The organism is Micromonospora sp. SL4-19 (genome assembly GCF_047921475.1).
Classification (GTDB): Bacteria; Actinomycetota; Actinomycetes; order Mycobacteriales; family Micromonosporaceae; genus Micromonospora.
Window position 1 is genome coordinate 70,206 of sequence record NZ_JBLROB010000016.1, and the last position, 24,566, is coordinate 94,771.

Annotated in this window: 22 protein-coding genes; 2 read left to right on the forward strand and 20 right to left on the reverse strand. The window is 73.2% G+C overall.

From position 1 onward, the window contains the following. Nucleotides 1-17: 17 nt before the first annotated feature. From carB to pyrR, 5 genes are read right to left on the reverse strand one after another with little or no spacing between them, the layout of a single operon-like run. The gene (carB, locus tag ACNAVT_RS19800) at nt 18-3,440 is read right to left on the reverse strand and encodes a carbamoyl-phosphate synthase large subunit (RefSeq protein ID WP_416298309.1); all 3,423 of its coding nucleotides are present in this window, start codon (nt 3,438-3,440) and stop codon (nt 18-20) included. Beyond that, nucleotides 3,433-4,575: a glutamine-hydrolyzing carbamoyl-phosphate synthase small subunit gene (gene carA / locus ACNAVT_RS19805; RefSeq protein WP_416298311.1), complete on the reverse strand. Its 1,143-nt coding sequence runs from the start codon at nt 4,573-4,575 to the stop codon at nt 3,433-3,435. The genes carB and carA overlap by 8 nt, the downstream gene beginning before the upstream one ends. 55 nt (nt 4,576-4,630) lie before the next feature. Further along, nucleotides 4,631-5,962 (reverse strand): dihydroorotase, encoded by a 1,332-nt coding sequence (locus tag ACNAVT_RS19810; RefSeq protein WP_416298313.1) that lies wholly within the window; start codon nt 5,960-5,962, stop codon nt 4,631-4,633. Then, entirely contained in the window at nt 5,959-6,885 is a 927-nt protein-coding gene (locus ACNAVT_RS19815) for an aspartate carbamoyltransferase catalytic subunit (RefSeq protein ID WP_416298315.1), read from the reverse strand. The genes ACNAVT_RS19810 and ACNAVT_RS19815 overlap by 4 nt, the downstream gene beginning before the upstream one ends. Next, a complete protein-coding gene (gene pyrR, locus ACNAVT_RS19820; RefSeq protein WP_416298317.1) occupies nt 6,882-7,466 on the reverse strand; it encodes a bifunctional pyr operon transcriptional regulator/uracil phosphoribosyltransferase PyrR in 585 nt (194 codons plus the stop codon). The genes ACNAVT_RS19815 and pyrR overlap by 4 nt, the downstream gene beginning before the upstream one ends. Before the next feature lie 281 nt (nt 7,467-7,747). Between pyrR and ACNAVT_RS19825 the strand changes: the two genes are divergently transcribed. Continuing rightward, entirely contained in the window at nt 7,748-8,236 is a 489-nt protein-coding gene (locus ACNAVT_RS19825; RefSeq protein ID WP_357549717.1) for a transcriptional regulator, read from the forward strand. Nucleotides 8,237-8,311: 75 nt separating this feature from the next. Here ACNAVT_RS19825 and nusB read toward each other — a convergent pair whose 3' ends face one another. The 15 genes from nusB to ACNAVT_RS19900 form a co-directional block, all read right to left on the reverse strand. Beyond that, the gene (nusB, locus tag ACNAVT_RS19830; RefSeq protein ID WP_416298388.1) at nt 8,312-8,722 is read right to left on the reverse strand and encodes a transcription antitermination factor NusB; all 411 of its coding nucleotides are present in this window, start codon (nt 8,720-8,722) and stop codon (nt 8,312-8,314) included. Between the two features lie 23 nt (nt 8,723-8,745). Continuing rightward, complete coding sequence (efp, locus tag ACNAVT_RS19835) at nt 8,746-9,303, reverse strand: elongation factor P (RefSeq protein WP_073835258.1); 558 nt, start codon at nt 9,301-9,303, stop codon at nt 8,746-8,748. Between the two features lie 137 nt (nt 9,304-9,440). Continuing rightward, on the reverse strand, nt 9,441-9,881 hold the full coding sequence (aroQ, locus tag ACNAVT_RS19840; RefSeq protein WP_416298320.1) for a type II 3-dehydroquinate dehydratase: 441 nt from the start codon (nt 9,879-9,881) through the stop codon (nt 9,441-9,443). Further along, a complete protein-coding gene (gene aroB / locus ACNAVT_RS19845; protein WP_416298321.1) occupies nt 9,878-10,954 on the reverse strand; it encodes a 3-dehydroquinate synthase in 1,077 nt (358 codons plus the stop codon). Before aroB ends, aroQ begins: the two co-directional genes overlap by 4 nt. A gap of 18 nt (nt 10,955-10,972) precedes the next feature. Then, nucleotides 10,973-11,482 (reverse strand): shikimate kinase, encoded by a 510-nt coding sequence (locus ACNAVT_RS19850; RefSeq protein ID WP_416298323.1) that lies wholly within the window; start codon nt 11,480-11,482, stop codon nt 10,973-10,975. Further along, nucleotides 11,479-12,657 (reverse strand): chorismate synthase, encoded by a 1,179-nt coding sequence (gene aroC / locus ACNAVT_RS19855; protein ID WP_416298325.1) that lies wholly within the window; start codon nt 12,655-12,657, stop codon nt 11,479-11,481. The genes ACNAVT_RS19850 and aroC overlap by 4 nt, the downstream gene beginning before the upstream one ends. A 102-nt stretch (nt 12,658-12,759) precedes the next feature. Beyond that, complete coding sequence (locus ACNAVT_RS19860) at nt 12,760-13,575, reverse strand: shikimate dehydrogenase (protein WP_416298389.1); 816 nt, start codon at nt 13,573-13,575, stop codon at nt 12,760-12,762. Beyond that, nucleotides 13,572-14,792 (reverse strand): endolytic transglycosylase MltG, encoded by a 1,221-nt coding sequence (mltG, locus tag ACNAVT_RS19865; protein ID WP_416298327.1) that lies wholly within the window; start codon nt 14,790-14,792, stop codon nt 13,572-13,574. The genes ACNAVT_RS19860 and mltG overlap by 4 nt, the downstream gene beginning before the upstream one ends. Further along, complete coding sequence (gene ruvX, locus ACNAVT_RS19870) at nt 14,789-15,250, reverse strand: Holliday junction resolvase RuvX (RefSeq protein WP_416298329.1); 462 nt, start codon at nt 15,248-15,250, stop codon at nt 14,789-14,791. The genes mltG and ruvX overlap by 4 nt, the downstream gene beginning before the upstream one ends. A 75-nt stretch (nt 15,251-15,325) precedes the next feature. After that, nucleotides 15,326-18,004, reverse strand: a complete 2,679-nt coding sequence (gene alaS / locus ACNAVT_RS19875) for an alanine--tRNA ligase (RefSeq protein ID WP_416298331.1) — start codon at nt 18,002-18,004, stop codon at nt 15,326-15,328. Continuing rightward, complete coding sequence (locus ACNAVT_RS19880) at nt 18,001-18,306, reverse strand: hypothetical protein (protein WP_416298332.1); 306 nt, start codon at nt 18,304-18,306, stop codon at nt 18,001-18,003. Before ACNAVT_RS19880 ends, alaS begins: the two co-directional genes overlap by 4 nt. Before the next feature lie 25 nt (nt 18,307-18,331). Beyond that, nucleotides 18,332-18,793 (reverse strand): DUF948 domain-containing protein, encoded by a 462-nt coding sequence (locus ACNAVT_RS19885; RefSeq protein ID WP_416298334.1) that lies wholly within the window; start codon nt 18,791-18,793, stop codon nt 18,332-18,334. A gap of 151 nt (nt 18,794-18,944) precedes the next feature. After that, nucleotides 18,945-19,562 carry a hypothetical protein gene (locus ACNAVT_RS19890; RefSeq protein WP_416298390.1) on the reverse strand — a complete coding sequence of 206 codons (618 nt, stop codon included), beginning with the start codon at nt 19,560-19,562 and terminating at the stop codon, nt 18,945-18,947. A gap of 2,285 nt (nt 19,563-21,847) precedes the next feature. Beyond that, nucleotides 21,848-23,347: a replication-associated recombination protein A gene (locus tag ACNAVT_RS19895; protein ID WP_416298336.1), complete on the reverse strand. Its 1,500-nt coding sequence runs from the start codon at nt 23,345-23,347 to the stop codon at nt 21,848-21,850. 75 nt (nt 23,348-23,422) lie between these two features. Further along, nucleotides 23,423-23,620 (reverse strand): hypothetical protein, encoded by a 198-nt coding sequence (locus ACNAVT_RS19900; RefSeq protein WP_416298338.1) that lies wholly within the window; start codon nt 23,618-23,620, stop codon nt 23,423-23,425. 146 nt (nt 23,621-23,766) lie between these two features. On the opposite strand from ACNAVT_RS19900, the gene ACNAVT_RS19905 reads away from it, so the two are divergent. Continuing rightward, nucleotides 23,767-24,507: a GNAT family N-acetyltransferase gene (locus ACNAVT_RS19905; protein WP_416298340.1), complete on the forward strand. Its 741-nt coding sequence runs from the start codon at nt 23,767-23,769 to the stop codon at nt 24,505-24,507. Nucleotides 24,508-24,566 lie beyond the last annotated feature (59 nt).

The following is a 24,566-nucleotide window of genomic DNA, read 5'->3' on the forward strand; positions in this document are numbered from 1 at the left end:
TCCCTCGACGGCGGCGGTCACTGGGCGGCTCGCAGGGTGGCGTGGAGATCCTGCAGGGGGCGGACCCGCATGTCGCCGCGGATCCGCGCCTCGATGCCCATGACCGCGGCGGCCGCGCCGGGCAGCGTCGTGATGCACGGGATGTCGGCGGTGACCGCGGCGCTGCGGATCTCGTATCCGTCGGAGCGGGCGCTCGCGCCGGAACCCTGCGGGGTGTTCACCACCAGGGCCACGTCGCCGCCGAGGATCAGCGACACCGCGTCCGCGCCCTCGCCGGCCTCGTAGTGCTTGCGGATCTGCTCGCAGGCGATGCCGTGCCGGCGCAGCACGTCGGCGGTACCGGTGGTGGCCACGATCTCGAAACCCAGGTCGGCGAGGCGCTTGATCGGGAAGATCATGCCGCGCTTGTCCCGGTTCGCCACCGAGACGAAGATCTTGCCGGCGGTCGGCAGCGACCCGTACGCGGCGGACTGAGACTTGGCGAAGGCGTGCCCGAATCCGGTGTCGATGCCCATCACCTCGCCGGTGGACTTCATCTCCGGGCCGAGCAGCACGTCGATCCCCTTGCCGGCCGGGGTACGGAACCGCTTGAACGGCAGTACCGCCTCCTTGACCGCGATCGGGGCGTCGGCCGGCATGGTGCCGCCGTCCCCGGTGGGCGGCAGCATCCCCTCGGCGCGCAGCTCGGCGATGGTGGCGCCGAGCGCGATCCGGGCCGCCGCCTTGGCCAGCGGCACCGCGGTCGCCTTGGAGACGAACGGGACCGTCCGGGAGGCCCGCGGGTTCGCCTCCAGCACGTAGAGCACGTCGTCCTTGAGGGCGTACTGGACGTTGAGCAGGCCGCGCACGCCGACTCCACGCGCGATCGCCTCGGTGTAGCGGCGCACCTGGGTGAGGTGGGAGCCGGCCAGGGTGATCGGCGGCAGTGCGCAGGACGAGTCGCCGGAGTGGATGCCGGCCTCCTCGATGTGCTCCATCACGCCACCCAGGTAGACCTCGCCGTCGGCGTCGCAGAGCGCGTCCACGTCGATCTCGATGGCGTCGTCCAGGAAGTGGTCCACCAGCACCGGGTGGTCGGGCGAGATGTCGGTGGCCCGACCGATGTAGTCGCGCAGGGTGGCGTCGTCGTAGACGATCTCCATGCCCCGCCCGCCGAGCACGTACGACGGGCGGACCAGCACCGGGTACCCGATCTCGTCGGCGATCGCCTTCGCCTCGTCGTACGAGGTGGCCATGCCGTGCGCCGGGGCGCGCAGCCCGGCCCGGGCCAGCACCGCGCCGAACGCGCCGCGCTCCTCGGCCAGGTGGATCGACTCCGGCGAGGTGCCGACCACCGGCACGCCGGCGTTCTTGAGCCGCTGGGCCAGACCGAGCGGGGTCTGCCCACCGAGCTGCACGATCACGCCGACCACGCCCGGCCCGCCGGCCGCCCGGCCGGAGGAGTCCTCGGCGTGCCACACCTCCAGCACGTCCTCGAAGGTCAACGGCTCGAAGTAGAGCCGGTCGGCCGTGTCGTAGTCCGTGGAGACCGTCTCCGGGTTGCAGTTGACCATGACGGTCTCGAAGCCGGCGCCTTCGCCCCCGGAACCGGACGCACCGGCGCCTTCGGCCCCGGAACCGGACGCAGCGACTGTGCCGACGGGCGCGCTGCGCAACGCCTGAACGGCGTGCACGCAGGAGTAGTCGAACTCGATGCCCTGGCCGATCCGGTTCGGCCCGGAACCCAGGATGATCACCTTGGGCCGCTCCGAGGGCGCCACCTCGGTCTCCTGGTCGTACGTCGAGTAGTGGTACGGCGTGGTCGCCTCGAACTCGGCGGCGCAGGTGTCCACCGTCTTGTAGACCGGGCGCACCCCCAGCCGGTGCCGCAGGATGCGGACACCGTCCTCGGCGGCCAGCTCGGGGCGGAGCGCGGCGAGCTGGCGGTCGGACAGGCCGGCCCGCTTGGCCCGGCGCAGCAGGTCGATGTCGAGGACCGGGGCGTCGACGATCTCGGCGCGCAGCTCGACCAGCGCGGCGATCTGGTCCAGGAACCACGGGTCCATCCCGCCGGACGCCTCGGCGACCTCGGCGACGGAGGCGCCGAGGCGCAGCGCCCGCTCGACGGTGTAGAGCCGGCCGTCGTGCGGCATCCGCAGCGCGGCGAGGGTGTTCTCCCGGGTCGCGTCGGCCGGATCGGGTCGGGTCCAGAATCCAGCTGCCTTCGTCTCCATCGAGCGCATCGCCTTGTTCAGCGCTTCGGTGAAGTTCCGGCCGAGGCTCATCGCCTCACCGACCGACTTCATGGTGGTGGTCAGCTCCGGGTCGGCGCCGGGGAACTTCTCGAAGGCGAACCGGGGGATCTTCACCACCACGTAGTCCAGGGTCGGCTCGAACGCCGCCGGGGTTTTGAGCGTGATGTCGTTGGGGATCTCGTCGAGGGTGTAGCCGATGGCCAGCTTCGCCGCGATCTTGGCGATCGGGAAGCCGGTGGCCTTCGACGCCAGCGCCGAGGAGCGGGACACCCGGGGGTTCATCTCGATCACGACGATCCGGCCGTCGGCCGGGTTCACCGCGAACTGGATGTTGCAGCCGCCGGTGTCCACCCCGACCTCGCGCAGCACCGCGATGCCGAGGTCACGCAGCCGCTGGTACTCCCGGTCGGTCAGGGTCATCGCCGGGGCGACGGTGACGCTGTCGCCGGTGTGCACGCCCATCGGGTCGACGTTCTCGATCGAGCAGACCACCACCACGTTGTCGTGGCGGTCGCGCATGAGTTCGAGCTCGTACTCCTTCCAGCCGAGCACGCTCTCCTCGATGAGGACCTCGTGCACCGGGCTGTAGGCCAGGCCGGCGCCGGCGATGCGCGCCAGGTCCTCGGCGGTGTGCGCCATGCCGGAGCCGAGACCGCCCATGGTGAACGACGGCCGGATCACCACCGGCAGGCCCAGCTCCGCGGCGGTCTCCTCGACCTCGGCCATGGAGTGGCAGACCCGGGAGCGGGGCACCAGGGAGGACGGATCCGCGAGGCCGATCCGGACGCCGGCCTTGGCGACGATGTCCTTGAACAGCTGCCGGTCCTCGCCGCGCCGGATCGCCTCGATGTTGGCGCCGATCAGCTCGACGCCGTACTTCTCCAGGACGCCCGACTCGTGCAGGGCGACCGCGGTATTCAGCGCGGTCTGGCCGCCCAGGGTGGGCAGCAGCGCGTCGGGGCGCTCCTTGGCGATGACCAGCTCGACGAACTCCGGGGTGATCGGCTCGACGTACGTGGCGTCGGCGAACTCCGGGTCCGTCATGATCGTCGCCGGGTTGGAGTTGACCAGGCTGACCCGGATCCCCTCGCTGCGCAGCACCCGGCAGGCCTGGGTGCCGGAGTAGTCGAACTCGCAGGCCTGCCCGATCACGATCGGCCCGGAGCCGATCACCAGGACGTGCTTGAGGTCGGTGCGCTTAGGCATTCTTTCCGCCTTCGATGAGCTCGGCGAAGCGGTCGAAGAGGTAGTCCGCGTCGTGCGGGCCGGCCGCCGCCTCCGGGTGGTACTGGACGGTGAAGGCGGGCACGTCCTTGGCCCGCAGCCCCTCGACCACGTTGTCATTGAGGCAGACGTGTGACACCTGGACACCGCCGAACTCGGTCTCGATCACCTGGTCGGGGACCACCACACCCGGTCCCGCGCCCGGCACCTCGACGGCGAAGCCGTGGTTGTGACTGGTCACCTCGACCTTGCCGGTGGACCGGTCGAGCACCGGCTGGTTGATGCCTCGGTGGCCGTAGCCGAGCTTGTAGGTGCCGAATCCGAGCGCCCGACCGAGGATCTGGCTGCCGAAGCAGATGCCGAAGAGCGGGATCCGCCGGGTCAGCACCTCCCGGGCCAGCGCCACCGGCCCGTCGGCGGTGGCCGGGTCGCCCGGGCCGGGCGAGAAGAAGACCGCGTCCGCGCCGGTGGCGAGCAGGTCCTCGATGGTCGCGGTGGCGGGCAGCACGTGGGTGGTCACCCCGCGCGCCGCCAGCCGGCGGGGCACGTTGCGCTTGATGCCCAGGTCCAGGGCGGCGACGGTGAACCGGTGCTCCCCCTGCGCCTCGACCACGTACGGCTCGGCGGTGGTCACCTCGGCGGAGAGGTCCGCGCCGACCATCTGCGGCGACCGGCGCACCCGGTCGAGCAGGGCGGCCGGGTCGTCGTCGACGCTGGAGATGCCGACCCGCATCGCGCCCCGCTCGCGCAGGTGCCGGGTGAGCGCCCGGGTGTCGACGCCGCTGATGCCGACCACGCCCTCGGCGGCGAGCCGGTCCTCCAGGCCACCGGTGGCCCGCCAGTTCGAGCTGACCCGGGCAGGGTCGCGGACCACGTACCCGGCGACCCAGATCCGGGACGACTCGTCGTCCTCGGGGTTGACGCCGGTGTTGCCGATGTGCGGCGCGGTCTGCACCACCACCTGCCGGTGGTACGACGGGTCGGTGAGGGTCTCCTGGTATCCGGTCATACCGGTGTTGAAGACCGCCTCGCCGAAGGTCTCTCCGACGCTGCCGTACGCCTCGCCGTGGAACGTGCGTCCGTCCTCAAGGACGAGAATCGCGGGACGCCTCTTCACTGTGCCCGCCTTTCGTTCGCGACTGCGGGACTCCGCTCCGCTGCGTTCCTCGCGCTCACTTGACTGCCTTTCCGTCCAGGACCGTCGGCTCGCCGCGCAGGAAGGTCGCCACGATGCGACCCGGCAGCGTCATGCGGGCGTACGGGGTGTTGCGACTACGACTGGCCAGTTCCGCCGGCTCGATGACGCGGCGGGCGGCCGGGTCGACCAGGGTCAGGTTGGCCGGCACGCCGGGAGCGGGGTCGACGCCGTGCCCGTCCAGCCCGGCGATCCGGGCCGGGGCGCGCGACATCCGCTCGGCGATCAGGTCCCACTGCGGGCCGAGCACGTCGAGGGCGATCGACAGCGCCGTCTCCAGGCCGAGCATGCCCGGCCGGGCGTACGCCCACTCGCACTCCTTGTCCTCGACCGCGTGCGGGGCGTGGTCGGTGGCGATGATGTCGAGCACGCCCTCGGCCAGCGCGGCCCGCAGCGCGGCGACGTCACCGGCACTGCGCAGCGGCGGGTTGACCTTGTAGACCGGGTCGTAGGGAGCCGCTGGGCTCCAGTTGCTCGCGAGTGCGGGGCTCGCAAGCTCACTCCTCCCGCTCACGACCTCGTCGGTGAGCAGCAGGTGGTGCGGGGTCACCTCGGCGGTGACCCGCACCCCGCGCGCCTTGGCGTGCCGCAGCACCTCCACGCTGCCGGCGGTGGAGACGTGGCAGATGTGCAGCCGGCTGCCGACGTGCTCGGCCAGCAGCACGTCGCGGGCGATGATCGCCTCCTCGGCGACCGCCGGCCAGCCGGTCAGCCCGAGCCGGGTGGAGACCTCGCCCTCGTGCATCTGGGCGCCCTCGGTCAGCCGGGGCTCCTCGGCGTGCTGGGCGATGACCCCGTCGAACGCCTTCACGTACTCCAGGGCCCGGCGCATCAGCATCGGGTCGGCGACGCAGTGCCCGTCGTCGGAGAAGATCCGTACCCGGGCCGCCGAGTCGGCCATCGCGCCCAGCTCGGCCAGGCGCTCGCCGGCCAGGCCGACGGTGACCGCGCCGATCGGCTGCACGTCGACCAGCCCGGCCTCCCGGCCGAGCCGCCAGACCTGCTCCACCACGCCGGCGGTGTCGGCGACCGGCGAGGTGTTGGCCATCGCGCAGACCGCGGTGTAGCCGCCGAGCGCCGCCGCCCGGGAGCCGGACTCGACGGTCTCGGCGTCCTCGCGGCCCGGTTCGCGCAGGTGGGTGTGCAGGTCGACCAGGCCGGGCAGGGCGACCAGGCCGGTGGCGTCGAGCACCGTGGCGTCCGGCGCGGTCAGTCCCGCGCCGGCCTCGGCCACGACGCCGTCGCGGATCAGCAGGTCGGTCGGCGCGGCGCCGACCACACTGACATTCTTGATCAGGTACGCGGTCACCGGTTGTTCCCTCCGAGCAGCAGGTAGAGGACGGCCATCCGCACGGAAACCCCGTTGGCGACCTGTTCGACGATGGTGGAGCGGGGTGAGTCGGCGACCTCGGGCGTGATCTCCATGCCCCGGTTCATCGGGCCGGGGTGCATGACGATCGCGTGCTCGGGCAGCCGGCGCAGGCGCGGCCCGTCCAACCCGTAGCGGCGGGCGTACTCGCGGGCGGATGGGAAGTAGGAGTCGTTCATCCGCTCCCGCTGCACCCGCAGCATCATCACCACGTCCACGCCGGGAAGAACGGCGTCGAGGTCGTACGAGACATCGGTGCCCGGGGCGAGCGCGGCGGAGATGTCCACCGGGATGAGCGTGGGTGGGCCGACCAGGGTGACCTTGGCGCCGAGGGTGGAGAGCAGCAGCACGTTGGAGCGGGCCACCCGGGAGTGCAGCACGTCGCCGACGATCGCCACGTGCAGGCCGGCGAGCCGCCCCAGCCGGGAGCGCATCGTGTAGGCGTCGAGCAGCGCCTGGGTCGGGTGCTCGTGGGTGCCGTCGCCGGCGTTGACGACGGACCCGTCCACCCAGTTGGCCAGCCGGTGCGGGGCACCGGAGGCGGGGTGCCGGACGACCACCGCGTCGGCCCCCATGGCCTGAAGGGTGAGCGCGGTGTCCTTCAGGCTCTCGCCCTTGGCGACGCTGGAGCCCTTGGCCGAAAAATTGATCACATCCGCGCTGAGTCGTTTGGCGGCCGCCTCGAACGAGATCCGGGTCCGGGTGGAGTCCTCGTAGAAGAGGTTCACCACGGTGCGACCGCGCAGCGCCGGGAGCTTCTTGACCTCGCGGCCCGCGACGGTGGCCATCTCGGCCGCGGTGTCCAGGATCTGGGTGGCGGTGGCCGCGTCCAGGTCGGCGCCGGAGAGCAGGTGCCTGATCATGCGGGCGTACCCCCGTAGAGCTTGACCTCGTCGGCGCCGTCGGTCTCGGCGAGGGTGACCTTGACGCTCTCGGCGAGCGCGGTCGGGATGTTCTTGCCGACGTAGTCGGCGCGGATCGGCAGCTGGCGGTGGCCTCGGTCGACCAGGACCGCGAGTTGTACGGAGGCCGGGCGGCCGACGTCGCTGAGCGCGTCGAGGGCGGCCCGCACGGTACGGCCGGAGAAGAGCACGTCGTCGACCAGGATCACCCGCCTGCCGTCGATCCCGTCGCTGGGCAGGTCGGTGGGGCCGACCGCGCGGGTGGCGTGCCGGCGCAGGTCGTCGCGGTAGAGGGTGATGTCGAGCACGCCGACCGGGACGGTCACGTCCTCGAAGGTGCTGATCCGGGCGGCGAGGCGCCTCGCGAGCGGGACTCCGCGGGTGGGGATGCCGAGCAGGACGGTGTCGGCGGCGCCCTGGGTCTTCTCCAGGATCTGGTGGGCGATTCGGTCGACCACCCGCGACACGTCGGCGGCGGCGAGGATCACCTTCACCGAGGGCTGTCGCGGCGGCGACGTGTGGGCAGCCGGTGGGTAGGCCACGGCGGACCTCCTTCCCCGCCTCACGGGACGGGTCGTTAAAGGATGTCTGGTCTTCCGGACGGGCCGCGCGGGCCGGACCGGGGCTTCACGCCACGTTACCAGCGGTCACCGGGCCGACCGCCGCCGGTCCTGACTCCTGGTCAGGGCGGCGAAATGCGGATAACTCCCCCGGCACTCCCCAACGGTAAGGTCACGAGCACTTGACCGCGTGTCGCAATCCCCGTACCGTCACGCTCCGTAGCGATAGCTGGGAGAACCCGAACAGCACTGGGAGTGTCCGAATGCCCTCTGAATACGCCAAGTCGCTGGGCGCCCGCCTGCGCTCCATCCGCCAGCAGCAGGGCCTGTCCCTGCAGGGTGTGGAGGAGAAGTCGAACGGGCGGTGGAAGGCCGTGGTGGTCGGCTCGTACGAGCGCGGCGACCGCGCCGTCACCGTGTCCCGCCTGGCGGAGCTGGCCGAGTTCTACCGCGTTCCCGTCTCGGAGCTGCTGCCCGACGGCAGCGGGGTCCGGCACGAGCCCACCAGCAAGATCGTCCTGGACCTGGAGCGGCTCTACGACGAGGCCTCCGAGGACCTCGCCTACGTCGCCCGCTACGCCCGTGCCATCCAGCAGCAGCGCGGCGACTACAACGGCCGCGTCCTCTCCATCCGCGCCGACGACCTGCGCGCCCTCGCGATCGTCTACGACGCCTCGCCGTCGGGCCTGATCGAGCGCCTCACCGAGCACGGTGTGCTGGTCGCCGACCCGCGCGCGTTCTTCGCGAACTGACCCGCTGTCGCACCGAGAAGGGCCCGTGCCGGACGGCACGGGCCCTTCTCGTCGTCGGGGTGCGGCGGGAACCGGTCAGCGGGTGGCGTACTCGGCGATCCGGCCGAGGAGGCCGTTGAGGAAGCGCGGCGAGTCGTCGGTCGACATCTGCCGGGCCAGCTCGACGGCCTCACTGATCGCCACCGCGTCGTCGATCTCGTCGACGTAGAGCAACTCGTAGACCGCGATCCGGGCCAGATTGCGGTCGACCGTCGGCATCCGGTCCAGCGTCCAGCCCTCGGCGTAGCTGGCGATCAGCTCGTCGATCCGGTCGAGGTGCGCCGCGACGCCCTCGACCAGACTGACCGCGTAGCCCAGGTGCTCCGGGCGGGGTTTCTCGATCCGCTCGATGTAGCCGGCCAGCACCTCGGCGGGCGGCCGATCCCGCAGATCGGCCTCGAAGAGCACGTCCAGCGCCCGCTTGCGCGCCTTGCGGCGCGCCGGCATCTGCTGCTTGGAGCCCTCGGCCATCAGGCGCGGCCGAGGTAACGGCCGTCGCGGGTGTCGACCTTGATCTTCTCGCCGGTGGTGATGAACAGCGGCACCTGGACGGTGGCACCGGTCTCGACGGTGGCCGGCTTGTTGCCGCCGGTCGAGCGGTCGCCCTGCAGACCCGGCTCGGTGTAGGTGATCTCCAGCACGACGGAGGTCGGCAACTCGATGTAGAGCGGCACACCCTCGTGGGTGGCGACGGTCGCCTCGGCCTCGGGGAGGAGGTAGTTGGCCGCCTCGCCGACGGTGCCGCCCGGGACGGTGATCTGGTCGAACGTCTCCAGATCCATGAAGACGTAGTCCTCGCCGTCGGCGTACAGGTACTGCATGGTGCGCTTGTCGACGGTGGCGGTGTCGACCTTGGTGCCCGCGTTGAAGGTCTTGTCGACCACCTTGCCGGACAGCACGTTCTTCAGCGTGGTACGCACGAAGGCGCCACCCTTACCGGGCTTGACGTGCTGGAACTCGACGACGGCCCACAGTTCGCCGTCGAGGTTGAGCACCAGGCCGTTCTTGAGGTCGTTGGTGGTGGCCATTTCCTGCCTTGATCATCAATTGGCGGACAGACCTAAGAATTCTACTAGCTGTGTCGAACCCGGTCCGCCGCGCTGCGGGCGGGGCCGGCGGAGCGTGCCGAACATCACGCAGAGCGAGCGGCCCGCGCCCGGTCGGGTCAGGCGCCGCCGGCCAGGCGGGTGGCGAGGTGACGCAGGGCCAGGTGGTAGCCGTCCACGCCGAGGCCGCAGATCACCCCGGCCGCCACCGCGGAGACCACCGAGTGGTGCCGGAACTCCTCCCGGGCGTGGATGTTGGAGATGTGCACCTCGACAAGGGGGGCCCGGAGCATCGCGCAGGCGTCCCGGACCGCGATCGAGTAATGCGACCAGGCGGCCGGGTTGAGCACCACCGCCGCCCCCTCGTCGGCCGCCTCGTGCAACCAGCCCAGCATCTCGTGCTCGGCGTCGGTCTGCCGCACCACCACGTCCAGCCCCAGCTCCCGGCCGGTGTCCACGCACATCGTCACCAGGTCGGCGTAGCTGGTCATCCCGTACACGTCGACCTGGCGGGTGCCGAGCCGGCCCAGGTTCGGCCCGTTGAGCACATACACCCTCATGAGCTGATCTCCCGGTACGCCTCGTGCAGCAGTTCGTCGGAGGGGCCCTCCAGGATCGCCGGGCGGGCCAGGCCGTCCAGCACCACGAAGCGCAGCCGGCTCCCCCGCGCCTTCTTGTCGACCCGCATGGCGGCGAGCAGATCCGGCCAGGCGTCGGCCCGGTAGCCGGTGGGCAGGCCGAGCGCGTCGACCGCGGCGCGGTGCCGCTCGGCGGTGGCCGGGTCCAGCCGTCCGGCGAGCCGGGCCAGGGTGGCCGCATAGACCAGGCCCACCGCGACGGCGTGGCCGTGCCGCCAGCGGTAGCCCTCCACCTTCTCGATCGCGTGCGCCAGGGTGTGCCCGTAGTTGAGCACCTCGCGTACCCCGGACTCGCGCAGGTCCCCGGAGACCACGTCGGCCTTGACCCGCACGGCCCGCTCGATCAGCTCCCGGGCCACCGGCCCGGTCGGGTCGAGCGCGGCGGCCGGGTCCCGCTCGACCAGATCGAGGATCGCCGGGTCGGCGATGAACCCGCACTTGACCACCTCGGCCATCCCGGCGGCCAGGTCGGCCGGCGGCAGGCTGTCCAGGGTCGCCAGGTCGCAGATCACCCCGGCCGGCGGGTGGAAGGCGCCGACCAGGTTCTTGCCGGCCGCCGTGTTGATCCCGGTCTTGCCGCCCACGGCGGCGTCGACCATGCCCAGCAGCGAGGTCGCCACCGGCACCCAGCGGACCCCGCGCAGCCAGCAGGCCGCCACGAAACCGGCCAGATCGGTGACCGCGCCGCCGCCCACCCCGACCACCGCGTCGGTACGGGTGAAGCCCGCCTCGCCGAGCCGGTCCCAGCAGGCCGCGGCCACGTCGATGTGCTTGCCCGACTCGGCGTCCGGCACCTCGATCAGCAGCGGCGTCACCCCGGCCGCACGGACCCGCTCGGCGAGCCCCTCGGCCAGCGCCTTCAGCGGCGGCGCGTGCAGGAACGCCACCCGCTCCGCGTCGGGCAGCAGCCGGGGTGGCGGGTCGAGCAGGTCACGTCCCACCAGCACGTCGTACGGCCGTTCGCCGCCGACCGGGATCCGGGTCACCTCGTCCATGTCCAACTCCGTGGCAGGTCAGGGCTTGAGCAGGGCGGCGATCTCGGTGGCCAGCTCGTGCGGGGTGCGCCCGTCGGTGACCACGGTCGCGGTCGCCACCTCGGCGTAGAGCGGGCGGCGCTGCTCCATCAGGTGCTTGAGGGTGGCCCGCGGGTTGAGCGCCAGCAACGGCCGGCCGGCACCCAGGCCGACCCGCTTCACCGCGTCGGGCAGCTCCACCGACAGGTGCACGACGGTGTGCCCGATGAGCGCGGCGCGATTCTCCTCCGCGAGGACCGCGCCGCCGCCGAGGGCGAGCACCCCCGGGTGCGCGGCCAGGGCCGCCGCCACCGCCGCCCGTTCGAGGGCACGGAAGTGCGCCTCCCCCTCGTCGATGAAGATCTCCGGGATCGGCTTGCCGGCGAGCTGCTCGATGTCGGTGTCGGTGTCCCGGAAGGTCACACCGAGCGTGTCGGCGAGCGCCTGCCCCACGGTGGTCTTGCCGGAGCCGGGCGCCCCGACCAGCACGCAGATCGGCCGGCTGCTCACCTGATCACCAGGGCGTCGAGGTAGCCGGCGAGGTTGCGGCGCATCTCCGCGACCGAGTCGCCGCCGAACTTCTCCACCGCCGCCTCGGCCAGCACGAGGGCGACCATCGCCTCGGCCACCACCGCCGCCGCCGGCACCGCACAGACGTCGGAACGCTGGTTGATCGCCGTCGCCGCCTCGCCGGTGGCGACGTCGACGGTGGACAGCGCCCGGTTCAGCGACGAGATCGGCTTCATCGCGGCCTTCACCCGCAGCGGCTCGCCGGTGGTGATGCCGCCCTCCAGGCCACCGGCCCGGTCGGTCACCCGGCGTACCCCGGTCGCGGTGGGCAGGATCTCGTCGTGCGCCTCCGAGCCTCGGGAGCGGGCCTGCTGCCAGCCGTCGCCGATCTCCACGCCCTTGATGGCCTGGATCGACATCAGCGCCGTGGCGAGGCGCGCGTCCAGCTTGCGGTCCCACTGCACGTGGCTGCCCAGGCCCGGCGGCACCCCGTACGCGAGCACCTCGACCACGCCGCCCAGGGTGTCGGCGGCCTTCTTCGCGGCGTCGACCTCCGCGACCATCCGGGCGCTGGCCTCCGGGTCGAGGCAGCGCAGCGGGTCGGCGTCGATGCGGGCGGCGTCCTCGGGGGTCGGGCGCAGGCCGGGCTTCACGGCCACCGGGCCCAGCTCCACCACGTGGGAGACGATCTCGATGCCGAGCGCCTGCTTCACCAGGGCCTTGGCGACCGTGCCGACGGCGACCCGGGCGGCGGTCTCGCGGGCGCTGGCTCGCTCCAGGATCGGCCGGGCGTCGGTGTGGCCGTACTTCTGCATGCCGGCCAGGTCGGCGTGGCCGGGGCGGGGGCGGGTGAGCGGGGCGTTCCGGGCCTGCCCGGCCAGTTCCTCCGGGTCGACCGGATCGGCGGCCATCACGGTGCGCCACTTGGGCCACTCGGAGTTGCCGACCCGGATAGCCACCGGGCTGCCGACGGTGGCACCGTGCCGCAGGCCGCCGATGATCTCGACCTCGTCCTGCTCGAACGCCATCCGGGCGCCGCGGCCGTAGCCGAGCCGCCGCCGGGCCAGCTCACCGGCGATCTCCGCGGTGGTCAGCTCGATGCCGGCGGGCACCCCCTCCAGCAGCGCGACGAGGGCGGGTCCGTGCGATTCACCTGCAGTCAGCCAGCGCAACACAGCGGTCAGTCTGTCACGCCCGGTGGCCGCCCCGATGCTCCGCCCACCGCATCCCGCCCTGCGGACGCGCCCGTCCGCGTGCCGGGCGCGGCCCCGTCCGGGTCAGCCGGCGTCGCGGGCCACGGCGAGCGCCGCGGCCATCGCCGCACGGGGCGCGGGGACGCCGGTGAACTGCTCGAACTGGCCGACGGCCTGGGCCAGCAGCAGGTCCAGCCCGGAGACGACCCGGCAGCCGGCGGCGAGCGCCGACACGGCGAGCGGGGTGGGCCAGGGATCGTAGAGCGCGTCGAAGAAGACGGATCCCGGCCGCCAGTCGAAGTGCCCGGCGAGCGGATCTGCCACCCCCTTCGGCACGGTCGAGATCACGAGGTCGGCGCGGGCGTGCGCCGGGGCGCCGTCCCAGTCGGCGCCGGCGAGGGGCACCCCGACCGCGCGGGCCACCGGGCGCAGCTCGTCGACCGCCTCGGGCCGGCGGGCCACCACGGTGACCTCGGCCGCGCCGATCCGAGCCGCCGCCGCGATCGCCGCCCGGGCGGTGCCGCCCGCACCGAGCACGGTCACCGTGGCACCGGCCGCGCATCCGGCCGCGGTGAGCACGTCGACCATGCCGGCGACGTCGGTGTTGTCGGCGTACCAGGAGCCGTCGGGTCGGCGTACCAGGGTGTTGGCGGCGCCGACGGCGGCGGCGACCGGCGAGACCTCGTCGGCCAGCGCCAGCGCCGCCTCCTTGCCCGGCATGGTCACCGACAGCCCGGCCCAATCCGGGCCCAGGCCCGCGACCAGGCCGGCCAGCTCGTCGGCCGCGCACTCGATCCGGGTGTACGACCACCCCGTCAGCCCGGCCGCCGCGTACCCCGCCTCGTGGATCACCGGGGAGAGCGAGTGCGCGATCGGCTTACCGACGACGGCGGCCCTCAGAATCGGCAAAGCTCCCCGGTCAGCACCTTGTTCTTGCACATCGTCTTCCTGAGCTGGGTGTACTCAGCGTCGTTGCGGCCGTAGCCCATCGTGCCCTTCTGGTCGACCGTCATGAAGAAGATCCAGTCCCCCTGCGGCGGGTCGAGGGCGCCCTTGAGCGCGTCCTCGCCGGGGTTGCTGATCGGGGTGATCGGCAGGCCCGGAACGTCGTGGGTGTTGTACGGGTTCTTCGGGTCGTTGATCTCGCTCCGCAGGAGGTCGTTGGAGTCCTTCGGGTCCTTGCCCTGCAGGCGCAGCCAGTAGTTGATACCGCTGTCGATGCCCAGGCAGTTGCAGGGGATCTTGCCGGCATAGACCCGGTTGTAGATCACCCGGGACACCTTCGGGAAGTCCTTCGGGTCGACCGCCTCGGCCTGGGCGATGGAGGCGGTGATCAGCGCCTCGTACGGGGAGATGTTCCGCTCCTTCTGCACCCGGTCGACGAAGTCGATCTGCTGGGTGACGCCGAGGAACTGTTGCACCATCATCGACAGGATCTGCTTGGCCGTGGCCTTCGGCGGGATCTCGTAGGTGGACGGGTAGAGGAAGCCCTCGATGCTCTTCGGGCTCTTCTTCTTGTCGCCACGCTTGAACCAGAAGTCCGGCACGCCCAGGTCGGCCGGATCCTCCGCGGCCTTCTTGAACTCGGCGACCGGGATCTTGGTCTCCTTGGAGAGGATCGCGTAGATGTTTAGGCTGATCGTGCCCTCGGGGATGGTCACCCCGTTGACCACCCGGCTCTTCGGGTCGAGCAGCACGGTGACCGCGTCGGCGGCCTTCATCTGCTTGCGGACCTTGTAGCTGCCGACCTGGATGTTCTTGCTGCGGGAGTTCGCGTCGGCGGCCTCGATGAACGCCTTGGTGCTCTTCACCACCCCGGCGTCGTAGAGGGTGTTCCCGATGTCGGTAAGGGTGTCCCCCTTCTTCACCTGGACCAGCACCTCGCCCGATCCCGGGCCGGCGTAGTCGGGGGTGACGAAGTGGTTACGGATCCGGTCGAAGCCGATGTACGCGCCGCCGCCGATGCCGCCCAGCAGCACGAGCGCCATCAGGAGGGCGAAGACGGTCTTGGCCCCGCCGCCCGACTTGCCGTTGCGTTTGCGTACCGCGCGGCGTCGGTGCCGGCCCTTCTCCCCCCTCTCCGGATCGTCGAAGCCCAGGTCAAGGTCGTCGATCATTGCGTCCGCCTCCGCTGTGCGTCCAGCCAGCTCTGCAGAATCTCCACCGCGGCGGCCTGGTCGACCACCGCCCGTTGGCGTTTACCCCGGACGCCCCGTTCGGCCAGCCTACGGCTCGCGACCACGGTCGACATCCTCTCGTCCGTCAGCGTCACCGGAACCGCCCCCAATACATCAGCCAGTCGGGCAGCATACGCTGAGACGTTCGCCGCCGCCGGGCCATGCTTTCCGGCGAGGTTGACCGGCAGTCCGACGACGACCTCGACCGCCTCGTGCTCGGCGGCCAGCCGGACCAGCTCGGCCATGTCGGTGGGCACCGCGTCCGGTGCGGCCGTCAGGTCCCGGGCGAGGGTGACCAGCGGGGTGGCCAGGATGCCGTGCGGATCGGACCGGGCGACACCCACCCGGACCTGCCCGACATCGACCCCGAGCCGTACTCCACGGGGCGGTTCAGCCATCTACCGGACACCTTTCCTCCGGTACGGGCCAGGGCGGACCGGACCGGTCCGCCCTGGCATCGATCGGTGCGACCATCACGCCTCGGCGATCGCCTTCTCCACGGTGATCAGCAGGTTCGGTGCCTCCGCCGCGGGCAGGCCGCCGCCCTGGGCGAGGTCGTCGCTGCCGCCGCCCCGGCCGGAGAAGGCCGCCTTCACCAGGTCCTTGGCGGCCAGGCCCCGGCTCCGGGCAGCCTGATTGACCGCCACCACCAGGGACGCCTTGCCGCCCGCCCGGGCGGCCACCGCGACCACCGCCGGCCGGGCCGGGTCGATCCGGCCCCGGATCTCCTGGGCCAGGGTCCGCACGTCGTTGCCGGCCGCGCCCTCGGGCGCCTCCGTGCCGACGTACGCGACGCCCCGCACGTCCTTGGCCTGCCCGGCCAGGGCCGCCGCCCCGCCCAGCACCAACTGGGCGCGGAGCTTCTCCAGCTCCTTCTCCGCGTCGCGGAGCTGGGTGACGGTCTGCTCCACCCGGTCGGCGACCTGGTCTCCGGGGACCCGGAACAGCTCGGCGAGACGGGAGACGAGCAGGTGCTCGCGGGCCAGGAAGCCGAACGCGTCCATGCCCACCAGGGCCTCGATCCGGCGGACGCCGGAGCCGACCGACGCCTCGGAGAGGATCTTCACCAGGCCGAGCTGGGCCGAACGGGCCACGTGCGTGCCACCGCACAGCTCCCGGGCGTAGTCGCCGACCTCGACGACCCGGACCCGCTCCCCGTACTTCTCGCCGAAGAGCGCCATCGCGCCGATCCGGCGGGCCTCCTCCTGGCTGGTGATGAAGGCGTGCACCTCCAGGTCGGCCAGGAGCACCTCGTTGACCTGCTGCTCCACGTCCTGCAGCACGCTCGGCGCCACCCCGGTCGGGGTGTTGAAGTCGAACCGCAGCCGCCCCGGTGCGTTCAGCGAGCCCGCCTGGGTGGCCGACTCGCCGAGGAAGTTGCGCATGGTCTGGTGCACCAGGTGGGTGGCGGTGTGCGAGCGGGAGATGGCCCGCCGCCGGGACACGTCGATCTCGGCGTATCCGGTCTCTCCGGCGCGCACCTCGCCCCGGACCACCCTGGCCCGGTGCACGATCAGGCCCGGCACCGGCTGCTGCACGTCGAAGACCTCGAGCTGGCCGCCGCCGACCGTGATCAGGCCCTGGTCGGGCTGCTGGCCACCGCCCTCGGCGTAGAACGGGGTGGTGTCGAGCACCAGCTCGACCGTGTCCCCCTCGACCGCCGCGGTGACCTGGTCGCCGCCGGCGAGCAGGGCGCGGACCCGGGACTCCCGGTTCAGCTCGGTGTAGCCGGTGAACTCCACCGGCCCGCCACCGTCGAGCACCGACCGGTAGGCCGACACGTCGGTGTGGCCGGTCTTACGCGCCTGCGCGTCGGCCTTGGCCCGGCTGCGCTGGTCGGCCATCAGCCGGCGGAAGCCGTCCGCGTCGACCTGCAGGCCCTGCTCGGCCGCGATCTCCAGCGTCAGGTCGATCGGGAAGCCGTACGTGTCGTGCAGCTGGAACGCCTTGTCCCCGGAGATCGCCGCCTTGCCGGCCGACTTGGTCTCCGCGATCGCGGTGTCCAGGATCGTGGTGCCGGCACGCAGCGTGGCGAGGAAGGCGTCCTCCTCCGCGTACGCGTACTGCGAGATCCGGCCGAACTCCTCGGCCAGCTCCGGGTACGACGGCGACATGCAGTCCCGGGCCACCGGCAGCAGCTCGGGCAGCGCCCGGTCCTGGTAGCCGAGGAGGCGGACCGCCCGGATGGCCCGGCGCATGATCCGGCGCAACACGTAGCCGCGGCCCTCGTTGGACGGGGTCACCCCGTCACCGATCAGCATCAGCGCGGTGCGGACGTGGTCGGCGATCACCCGCAGCCGGACGTCGTCCGGGTGCGACTCGCTGGCCACGTGGCCGGAGTGCGCCCCGTACCGCTTGCCGGTCAGCTCGGCGGCCTTGTCCAGGATCGGCCGGACCTCGTCGATCTCGTAGAGGTTGTCGACGCCCTGCAGGATCGAGGCCATCCGCTCCAGGCCCATGCCGGTGTCGATGTTCTTCGCCGGCAGCTCACCGAGGATCGGAAAGTCCGCCTTGCCGACGCCCGGCCCCCGCTCGAACTGCATGAAGACGAGGTTCCAGAACTCCATGTAGCGGTCCTCGTCGACCGCCGGTCCGCCCTCGCGGCCGTACTCCGGCCCCCGGTCGTAGAACAGCTCGGAGCACGGGCCGCACGGGCCGGGGATGCCCATCGACCAGAAGTTGTCCGCCTTGCCCCGGCGCACGATCCGCTCGGCCGGTACGCCGACCGACCGCCAGATCTCGTACGCCTCGTCGTCGTCCAGGTAGACGGTCGGCCAGATCCGCTCCGGGTCCAGCCCGAAGCCCCCCGCCTCGACCGACTTGGTGACCAGGTCCCAGGCGAGCGGAATCGCCCCGTCCTTGAAGTAGTCGCCGAAGGAGAAGTTGCCGTTCATCTGGAAGAACGTGCCGTGCCGGCTGGTCTTGCCGACCTCGTCGATGTCCGGCGTCCGGATGCACTTCTGCACGCTGACCGCGCGGCGGTACGGCGGGGTCTGCTGGCCCAGGAAGTAGGGGACGAACTGCACCATACCGGCATTGACGAACAGCAGGTTCGGGTCGCTGATGGCGGGCAGCGGAGCGGACGGCACCACGGCATGGCCGTTCGCCTCGAAGTGGGCGAGGTACCGCCGCTTGATCTCCGCCGTCTTCATCGCTGATGCTCCTCCGGGAAAATCTCTCGGTCGCCGATGCGCGGGTCCTCCCGCAGCTCGGCGAACTGGTCGTCGTACAGCTCGCCATGGGCGAAGGCCTCGTGGATCTCCTGCTCCCGCTCGGCCATCCCGGTCCGGACGTCCTCGACGAAGCTACGGACCGACTCGACGAGGCCGCCCGCGGACTCGGACAGGCCGCTGGCGATCCCCGCCGGCGTGTACGCCTGCGCGGTACGGGTGACCTTGCGTACCACCAGCACGCCGGCGGCCAGGCCGATGCCCAGCCAGAACAACCGCTTCATGGTCACATCCTCCCGTTCGGCCGGGTCACCGGTTGGCGCGCTTCTCGGCGCGGCGCCGCTGCTTGATGATGTCGCGGGCGTCGCGCTCGTCCTCCGCGTGCCGGCGGGCGGCCGCGGCCTTGCGTACGCCGTAGCCGAACGCGGCCACCTTGACCAGCGGGTTCGCGGCGGCGGCGGAGACCACGGCGGCCAGGTTCGCCACGTTGGCGGTGACGTTCTGGGCGTGGCTGGTCATGGTGTCCACCTTGGCCAGCTGGAGGTTGACCCCGTCGAGGGTGGTCTGTGCCTGCTCGAGGGCGGTGTTGACGTTCTTCACCGTGGTGTTGACGTCACCGAGCAGCGGCGCGGTGCGGTCGTTCAGCTCGGTGATCATGCGGGTCGTCGCGTCCACGGTGTGCCGCAGCCGCAGGATCGGCACCGCCAGCACCAGCACCAGCATCAGGAACGCGCCGGCCGCGATCAGCGCAGCGATCTCTCCACCTCTCACGCGCATGTCCTCCTCAAGCAGTGTCCCGGAGCCCGACGCCCCGGAACGCGCGACCGTCCTACCCGGTCCACGCCCCGCCGACCCCTCACCGGTCAACGGGCGCGAACGAGCCCGCCAGCCCCAGACCCTACCGTCCGTGATGGAGAGCTGCTCACGACGGTGAGGGTGTCAACTCGCCCAGCGGATCGTCGGTGAGGGTCGGGTACGGATCCTCACCGGTGAGTGACGGATCAGTGGTGGGCTGTGGTCCGGTCCGTTCGTCGTCGATCGCGTTACGGACCTTCACCGACACCAACGATCCGGCGCACTTCCCCGCTGCGGGCGAGGGCGCGGGCGATGGAGTCTGCGCCCCGTCCACCGGTGGCGGCGCACAGGTGCGTTCGCGTACCCAGAGGTCGAGGGTGAGCTCGTCCCGCCGCCAGCAGGTGTAGCTGCCCTTGACCGGCTGCTCCGGGCAGAAGTTGACCTTCCAGCGCCGCCAGCCGTCGTTGGCCAGGGCCTGCTCGTACGCCTGCGCCGTCTCCTTCGGCGCCTTCTGCGACTCGACGGTCCGCTCCCGCAGCCGGCAGTCCTCGAAGCACCAGCGGCTGCCGCTGACGTTGTCGACGGTCTTCTCCGCCGCCCAGGCGGGCACGTTCAGCCCGTCAAGGGTGTCGAAGACCGGGTCACGGCCGAGCGTGCGCAACCCGAAGTAGAGCGGAACCGCGCCGAGCAGCAGCAGGCTGACCAGGGCGAGGACGCCCATCCGCAGCCGCCGCCGCTCGCGCATCTGCCGGCGCAGCTCGGAGCGTGCGCCGCGCAGCCCGCCGGCCGCTCCCGCGGCCTGCGCAGGCTCCGCCTCGGGCCGCCGCAGCGCCGGTCCGGCGCCGTCGGCCGGTCCGGGTCGCGGCCCGGCCGGCTCCCCCGGCGGTACGGCCGCGGCCGCCCGGGCCACCGCCGGCTCACCGGGCCGCCCTGGCGCGGGTACGGCGGCCGCGCCGGTCGGACCGGGTCGGCCCGCCTCCGCCCCGGGCGGATTCATTCGCCCGGTTGGCCGCTCGTCAGGTCCGCCGGGACGGGCCACGGAGGCCGCCGCCCGGGCGACCGCCGGGCCGCCGGCCGCCCCGGTGCGCGCACCGGGCTCGCCGCTGGTCTGTGGAACGCGCCCGTCTCCGGCAGGACGCGGCGGGACGGGACCGTCCGGGCCCGGCCGGGCGGCGCCGCGGACACCTCCGGCGCTGCGGGCGTCACCAGCGGCCGGACCCGGGCCGGGTCGCCCGGGCTGGCTGGGGACCGGCCCGGGCCGCCCGGCGCTCCGGTCCCCGCTGGTGGGCAGGCCGCCGGTGCGGTCGGGATCCCCGCCCGCCGGCAGGCCCGCCGCCCCGGCACCGGCCGGACGGCCGGCCGGGCCGGCGGGCCGCGCGGCACCACGGACGGGGCCGGACTGGTCGGGCTTCACCGGCGGCACCGCGGCCGCGCCGGACCGACCACGATCGGGCCCGGCGGAGGTGTCCCGGTTTCCGGACGACGGCTCGCCGACCGGGGAACCGGTTGGACGGATTGTCGGCATGACCCCACTGTGGTGGGTACGACCGGCCTGTCGGAGCCAATCGGCCGGTCGCTCGGGGCGCTGCGGTCGCGCCTCGTCGGTGTCCTCGCGGGCGGCGCGGCGCGGGCCCGGGGTCTGCGGCCCGTCACCGGTGGACCGCCGGGCGCCCGGCATCTCCGCGGCCCCCCGGCGACCGGCCACGGTCGGTGCGTCGTCCGGCGCGGCCCGACGGCCGGCCACGGTCGACGCGTCGTCCGGCGCAGCCCGGCGACCAGCCACGGTCGGTCCGTCGTCCGGCGCAGCCCGACGGCCGGTCGGCGCCCCGTCCTCGGGAGCGGCCCGGCGACCGGTCGACGTCACGGCGTCGCCCGGCACGGCCCGGCGACCGGCCGGGGAATCCGGTGCGGCGCGACGGCCTGGCGGTGTACCCGGGCCCTGCGTCCGGCCGTGGGCGGCGTCGGACGGGGCACCCGGCACGGGCGGGGCGTTCCCGCTGCGCGGCACCGGCGCCGACTGGTCCGGTTCAGCAACCCGACGTCGACCACCCGGCGCGGTGGGACCGTCCACCCGGGACGGGCCGGCGGTGGACGGGTCTGGCTCGGCCGGGCCGCGGCGGCGGGGCTCGGCAGCGCCGGTCACCGGTTCGACACCGGGGTGGCCGGCACCGGGCGCGGCGGACGCGCCGCGCGCCGACGGCACGCCGGGCCGGCCGAGCGTGGGCTCGGCAGCGGCCCGCCGGCCGGCGCCGGAGACGGGTCGCGCGGCCGGGTCGACTCCATCCCCGTACGGGCCGGAGGGTGCTCCGCCGGGTCCACCGGCGCCGCGCCGACCCCGGGGGGTGGGCGGCCCGGCGGCGTGCGGACCGCCAGGCGGCACGGCGGGGCCCGGCGGCGGCCAGCCGCCGGGCGCCTGGCCGCCCCGGGCAGGGTCCGCGGCGGGACCGGCCGGCGGGACCGCCCGGGCGGGCGGCCCGACGTGGTCGCCCGGCCGGCCGGCGGCCGGCGGAACCGGTGCCTGCTGTCCGGTGGGCGCGTCCGCGCTCCGGGCTGGTGGCCGGGACGCCTCAGCGGGATGCCGAGCGGGCCCGGGCGTACCGGGCCAGGGGCCGTCGACGGGACGGCGGCGGGTCGCCGCCGGATCGGGCCCACCGGGACGAACCGGGGGCGTCGCCGGTCCGGCGGCGGCCGGGCCACGCCCGGCGGGCGGGCCGTCCGGACCGGGCGGCGGCACCGCACCGGGGCGGGGGCCGCGCGGAGGCTCGGGCGAGGGAGGACCGGGTCGGGGCCCCGGAGCCGCGGGCGGCAGTCCGCCGTGCGGGGGTGGCGCGGTAGGCCCGCCACCGTCCGGGCCGAGGTCGCTGCGCTGCTGCTTGGCCGTCCGCAGGTCGTCGATCCAGCCGAACTCCTCGCCGGCGGTCGCCTCGGCCGGCTCGGCGTCGGCCTTGCCCCGCCCCCACCGGCGGCCCTTGGCACGGGGGTCGCGCCGCTCGTCGGGGCCGTCCTCGGGCCGCTCCGGACCACGCGCCATCACTGCTGACCCTCCCCGACGGCATCGCTGCCGCCCTCGTTCGCCCCGTTGCCCTGCTCCACGCCCGCCGGGCCGACGGGCACGGCCGGTGCGCCGGCCTCCGCCCGTACCGCCGGTGCCGGCAGCCCGCGGACGATCCGACGCAGCAGCGGCAGCCGGGTGGCCAACGCCCGCTCCGCGCCGTGCCCGCTGGGCCGGTAGTAGTCGGTCCCGACGAGATCGTCCGGAACGTACTGCTGGGTGACCACGCCCCGGTGGTCGTCGTGCGGATAGCGGTAACCGGCACCGTGCCCGAGGCCGCGCGCCCCGGAGTAGTGGGCGTCACGCAGTGCGCGCGGCACCGGCCCGCCCCGCCCGGCACGCACGTCGGCGATGGCCGCGCCGATCGCCGCCGTGGCCGAGTTCGACTTCGGGGCGGTGGCCAGGTGGATCACCGCCTGGGCCAGGTTGAGCTGGGCCTCGGGCAGCCCGACGTATTCGACGGCGTGCGCGGCGGCGGTGGCGACGGTGAGTGCGGTGGGGTCGGCCATGCCGACGTCCTCGCTGGCGAAGATGACCAGGCGCCGGGCGATGAAACGGGCGTCCTCGCCGGCCACCAGCATCCGGGCCAGCCAGTGCAGCGCCGCGTCCACGTCCGAGCCGCGCATGCTCTTGATGAACGCGCTGGTCACGTCGTAGTGAGCGTCGCCGTCACGGTCGTACCGGACGGCGGCGACGTCGACGGCCTGCTCGGCGGTGGCCAGGTCGATCCGGCCGGCGCCGAGCGCGGTGGCGGTGGCGGCCGCCGCCTCCAGGGCGGTCAACGCCTTGCGTACGTCGCCGCCGGCGAGGCGGACGAGATGATCCTCCGCCTCGACCTCCAGGGTGAGCGCGCCACCCAGCCCGCGCGCGTCGGTGACCGCGCGGCGCAGCAGACCGCGCACGGCGTCGTCGTCCAGCGACTGAAGGGTGAGCAGCACGCAGCGGGACAGCAGCGGGGAGATGACCGAGAAGTACGGGTTCTCGGTGGTCGCCGCGAGCAGGGTGACCGTCCGGTCCTCCACCGCGGCGAGCAGCGAGTCCTGCTGCGTCTTGCTGAACCGGTGCACCTCGTCGATGAACAGCACGGTCGGCGGACCGCCGGCGCGGCGCTGCCGACGGGCGGTGTCGATCACCGCGCGGACGTCCTTCACACCGGCCGTCAGCGCGGACATCGCGACGAAGCGGCGGTCGGTGGCCCGGGCCACCAGGTGGGCGATGGTGGTCTTGCCACTGCCGGGCGGCCCCCAGAGGATCACCGACATCGGCGCGGCGCCCTCCACCAGTTGACGCAGCGGTGCGCCCGGGGCGAGCAGGTGGTCCTGCCCGACGAGCTCGTCGATGCCGGCCGGCCGCATCCGGACCGGCAGGGGCGAATCCGCACCGACGGCGGTGAACCCGTCGACACCGCCGGAGCCCGCGGGGGCGCTGGGGGGCGCTCCGGCGGGTTCGCCGAGGGTGAAGAGGGCGTCGGACTCCATCACGAGAACAGTACCGGGCCGGGCTGACGACGCTGGAATCGCGCCGCCGGCCCGGTCCGGGATGATCTGTTCCGGTCAGCCGCGGCCCGGACGCCGACCCCGGTACCAGCGGCCCCGGGCGCTGCCGAAACCGGCCAGGTGCAGGGCGAGCAGCAGAAAGCCGATCAGGCTGAGGGTCTGCGCGTTGAACAGGTCGGGGGCGCCGAGGTTGGTGTTCAGGAAGTCGAGCAGCAGCGCGAAGCCGAACACGATGGCCGCGATAATGGCGAACATGGTCGTTCCTCCGGTGGGGGTACCAGCAGGTCGGTGATGGATGTACCCGATCGGTCTGTCGGCCAATCTCCACCATGGATCGGCCCGCTCCCCGACGGCGGCGGACCGGACGGGTGGCACCTGTTCACCTCTCGTAGGCTGGCGACATGATCACTGCCGACCAGGCTCTGGTGGGTCGGGACGCGCTGCTCGCCGCCACCGGTCATCACCCGTACGCCCGGCACGCGCTCTGGCGGGACCAGGAGGCACGGGGCTGGCGGCGGGACGGCGCGGTGGGCTGGCTGCTGCCGCCGGAGCAGGGGCCGGCCGGCGGGGCGCTCGGGGCGGCCGACCCGGCAGTGGACGTCTTCGCCGGCCTGCTGGCGGACGGGACACTGCACGCCGGGCAGTGGCTGCACCTGCCGCGTACGTCGCCGGACGAACTGGCCGGCCGGCTGACCGTGGCGCGGCTCGACGAGTGGGACTTCCTCTGGACCACCACTCCCCCGCCCCCACAGGCGGAGCAGGAGCGGGTGGTCCGCCTCATTGAGACCGACCACCCGGCCCTGGCCGCGCTGATCGAGGAGTCGTTTCCCACCACGACCTCCCGTCCCGGCGACCACCGCATCGTCGACTGGTACGGCATCCGCGACGGCGACCGCCTGGTCGCCTGCGGGGCGGACCGCAGCCGGGGTGACATCGGCTTCCTCGCCGGCCTCACCGTGGCGCCCGACCGGCGGGGCCACGGCCTCGGCGCGGCGCTGACGGCCGGGATGACCCGCGCCCTCTTCGCCCGGTACGACCACGTGGCGCTCGGCGTCTACACCGCCAACGTCGGCGCGATCCGGCTCTACCACCGCCTCGGCTTCACCGGGACCGAGCGCCGCAGCTCGGTCCACCTGGGCTGAGCACCGCTCGCGGGAGGGGTTCGGCCGTTGGGTGCGCCTGTGGTCGCCCCGGCGACAAC

Bases quoted from the DNA above. Each gene is read 5' to 3' on its own strand.
- ACNAVT_RS19895 (WP_416298336.1), bottom strand. From the start codon at position 23,347: ATGGAGTCCGACGCCCTCTTCACCCTCGGCGAACCCGCCGGAGCGCCC.
- carB (WP_416298309.1), bottom strand. From the start codon at position 3,440: ATGCCTAAGCGCACCGACCTCAAGCACGTCCTGGTGATCGGCTCCGGG.
- ACNAVT_RS19900 (WP_416298338.1), bottom strand. From the start codon at position 23,620: ATGTTCGCCATTATCGCGGCCATCGTGTTCGGCTTCGCGCTGCTGCTC.
- ACNAVT_RS19880 (WP_416298332.1), bottom strand. From the start codon at position 18,306: ATGAAGCGGTTGTTCTGGCTGGGCATCGGCCTGGCCGCCGGCGTGCTG.
- ACNAVT_RS19815 (WP_416298315.1), bottom strand. From the start codon at position 6,885: ATGATCAGGCACCTGCTCTCCGGCGCCGACCTGGACGCGGCCACCGCC.
- ACNAVT_RS19890 (WP_416298390.1), bottom strand. From the start codon at position 19,562: ATGCGCGAGCGGCGGCGGCTGCGGATGGGCGTCCTCGCCCTGGTCAGC.
- aroQ (WP_416298320.1), bottom strand. From the start codon at position 9,881: ATGAGGGTGTATGTGCTCAACGGGCCGAACCTGGGCCGGCTCGGCACC.
- aroB (WP_416298321.1), bottom strand. From the start codon at position 10,954: ATGGACGAGGTGACCCGGATCCCGGTCGGCGGCGAACGGCCGTACGAC.
- ACNAVT_RS19825 (WP_357549717.1), top strand. From the start codon at position 7,748: ATGCCCTCTGAATACGCCAAGTCGCTGGGCGCCCGCCTGCGCTCCATC.
- mltG (WP_416298327.1), bottom strand. From the start codon at position 14,792: ATGATCGACGACCTTGACCTGGGCTTCGACGATCCGGAGAGGGGGGAG.
- ACNAVT_RS19905 (WP_416298340.1), top strand. From the start codon at position 23,767: ATGATCACTGCCGACCAGGCTCTGGTGGGTCGGGACGCGCTGCTCGCC.
- alaS (WP_416298331.1), bottom strand. From the start codon at position 18,004: ATGAAGACGGCGGAGATCAAGCGGCGGTACCTCGCCCACTTCGAGGCG.
- ruvX (WP_416298329.1), bottom strand. From the start codon at position 15,250: ATGGCTGAACCGCCCCGTGGAGTACGGCTCGGGGTCGATGTCGGGCAG.
- nusB (WP_416298388.1), bottom strand. From the start codon at position 8,722: ATGCCGGCGCGCCGCAAGGCGCGCAAGCGGGCGCTGGACGTGCTCTTC.
- efp (WP_073835258.1), bottom strand. From the start codon at position 9,303: ATGGCCACCACCAACGACCTCAAGAACGGCCTGGTGCTCAACCTCGAC.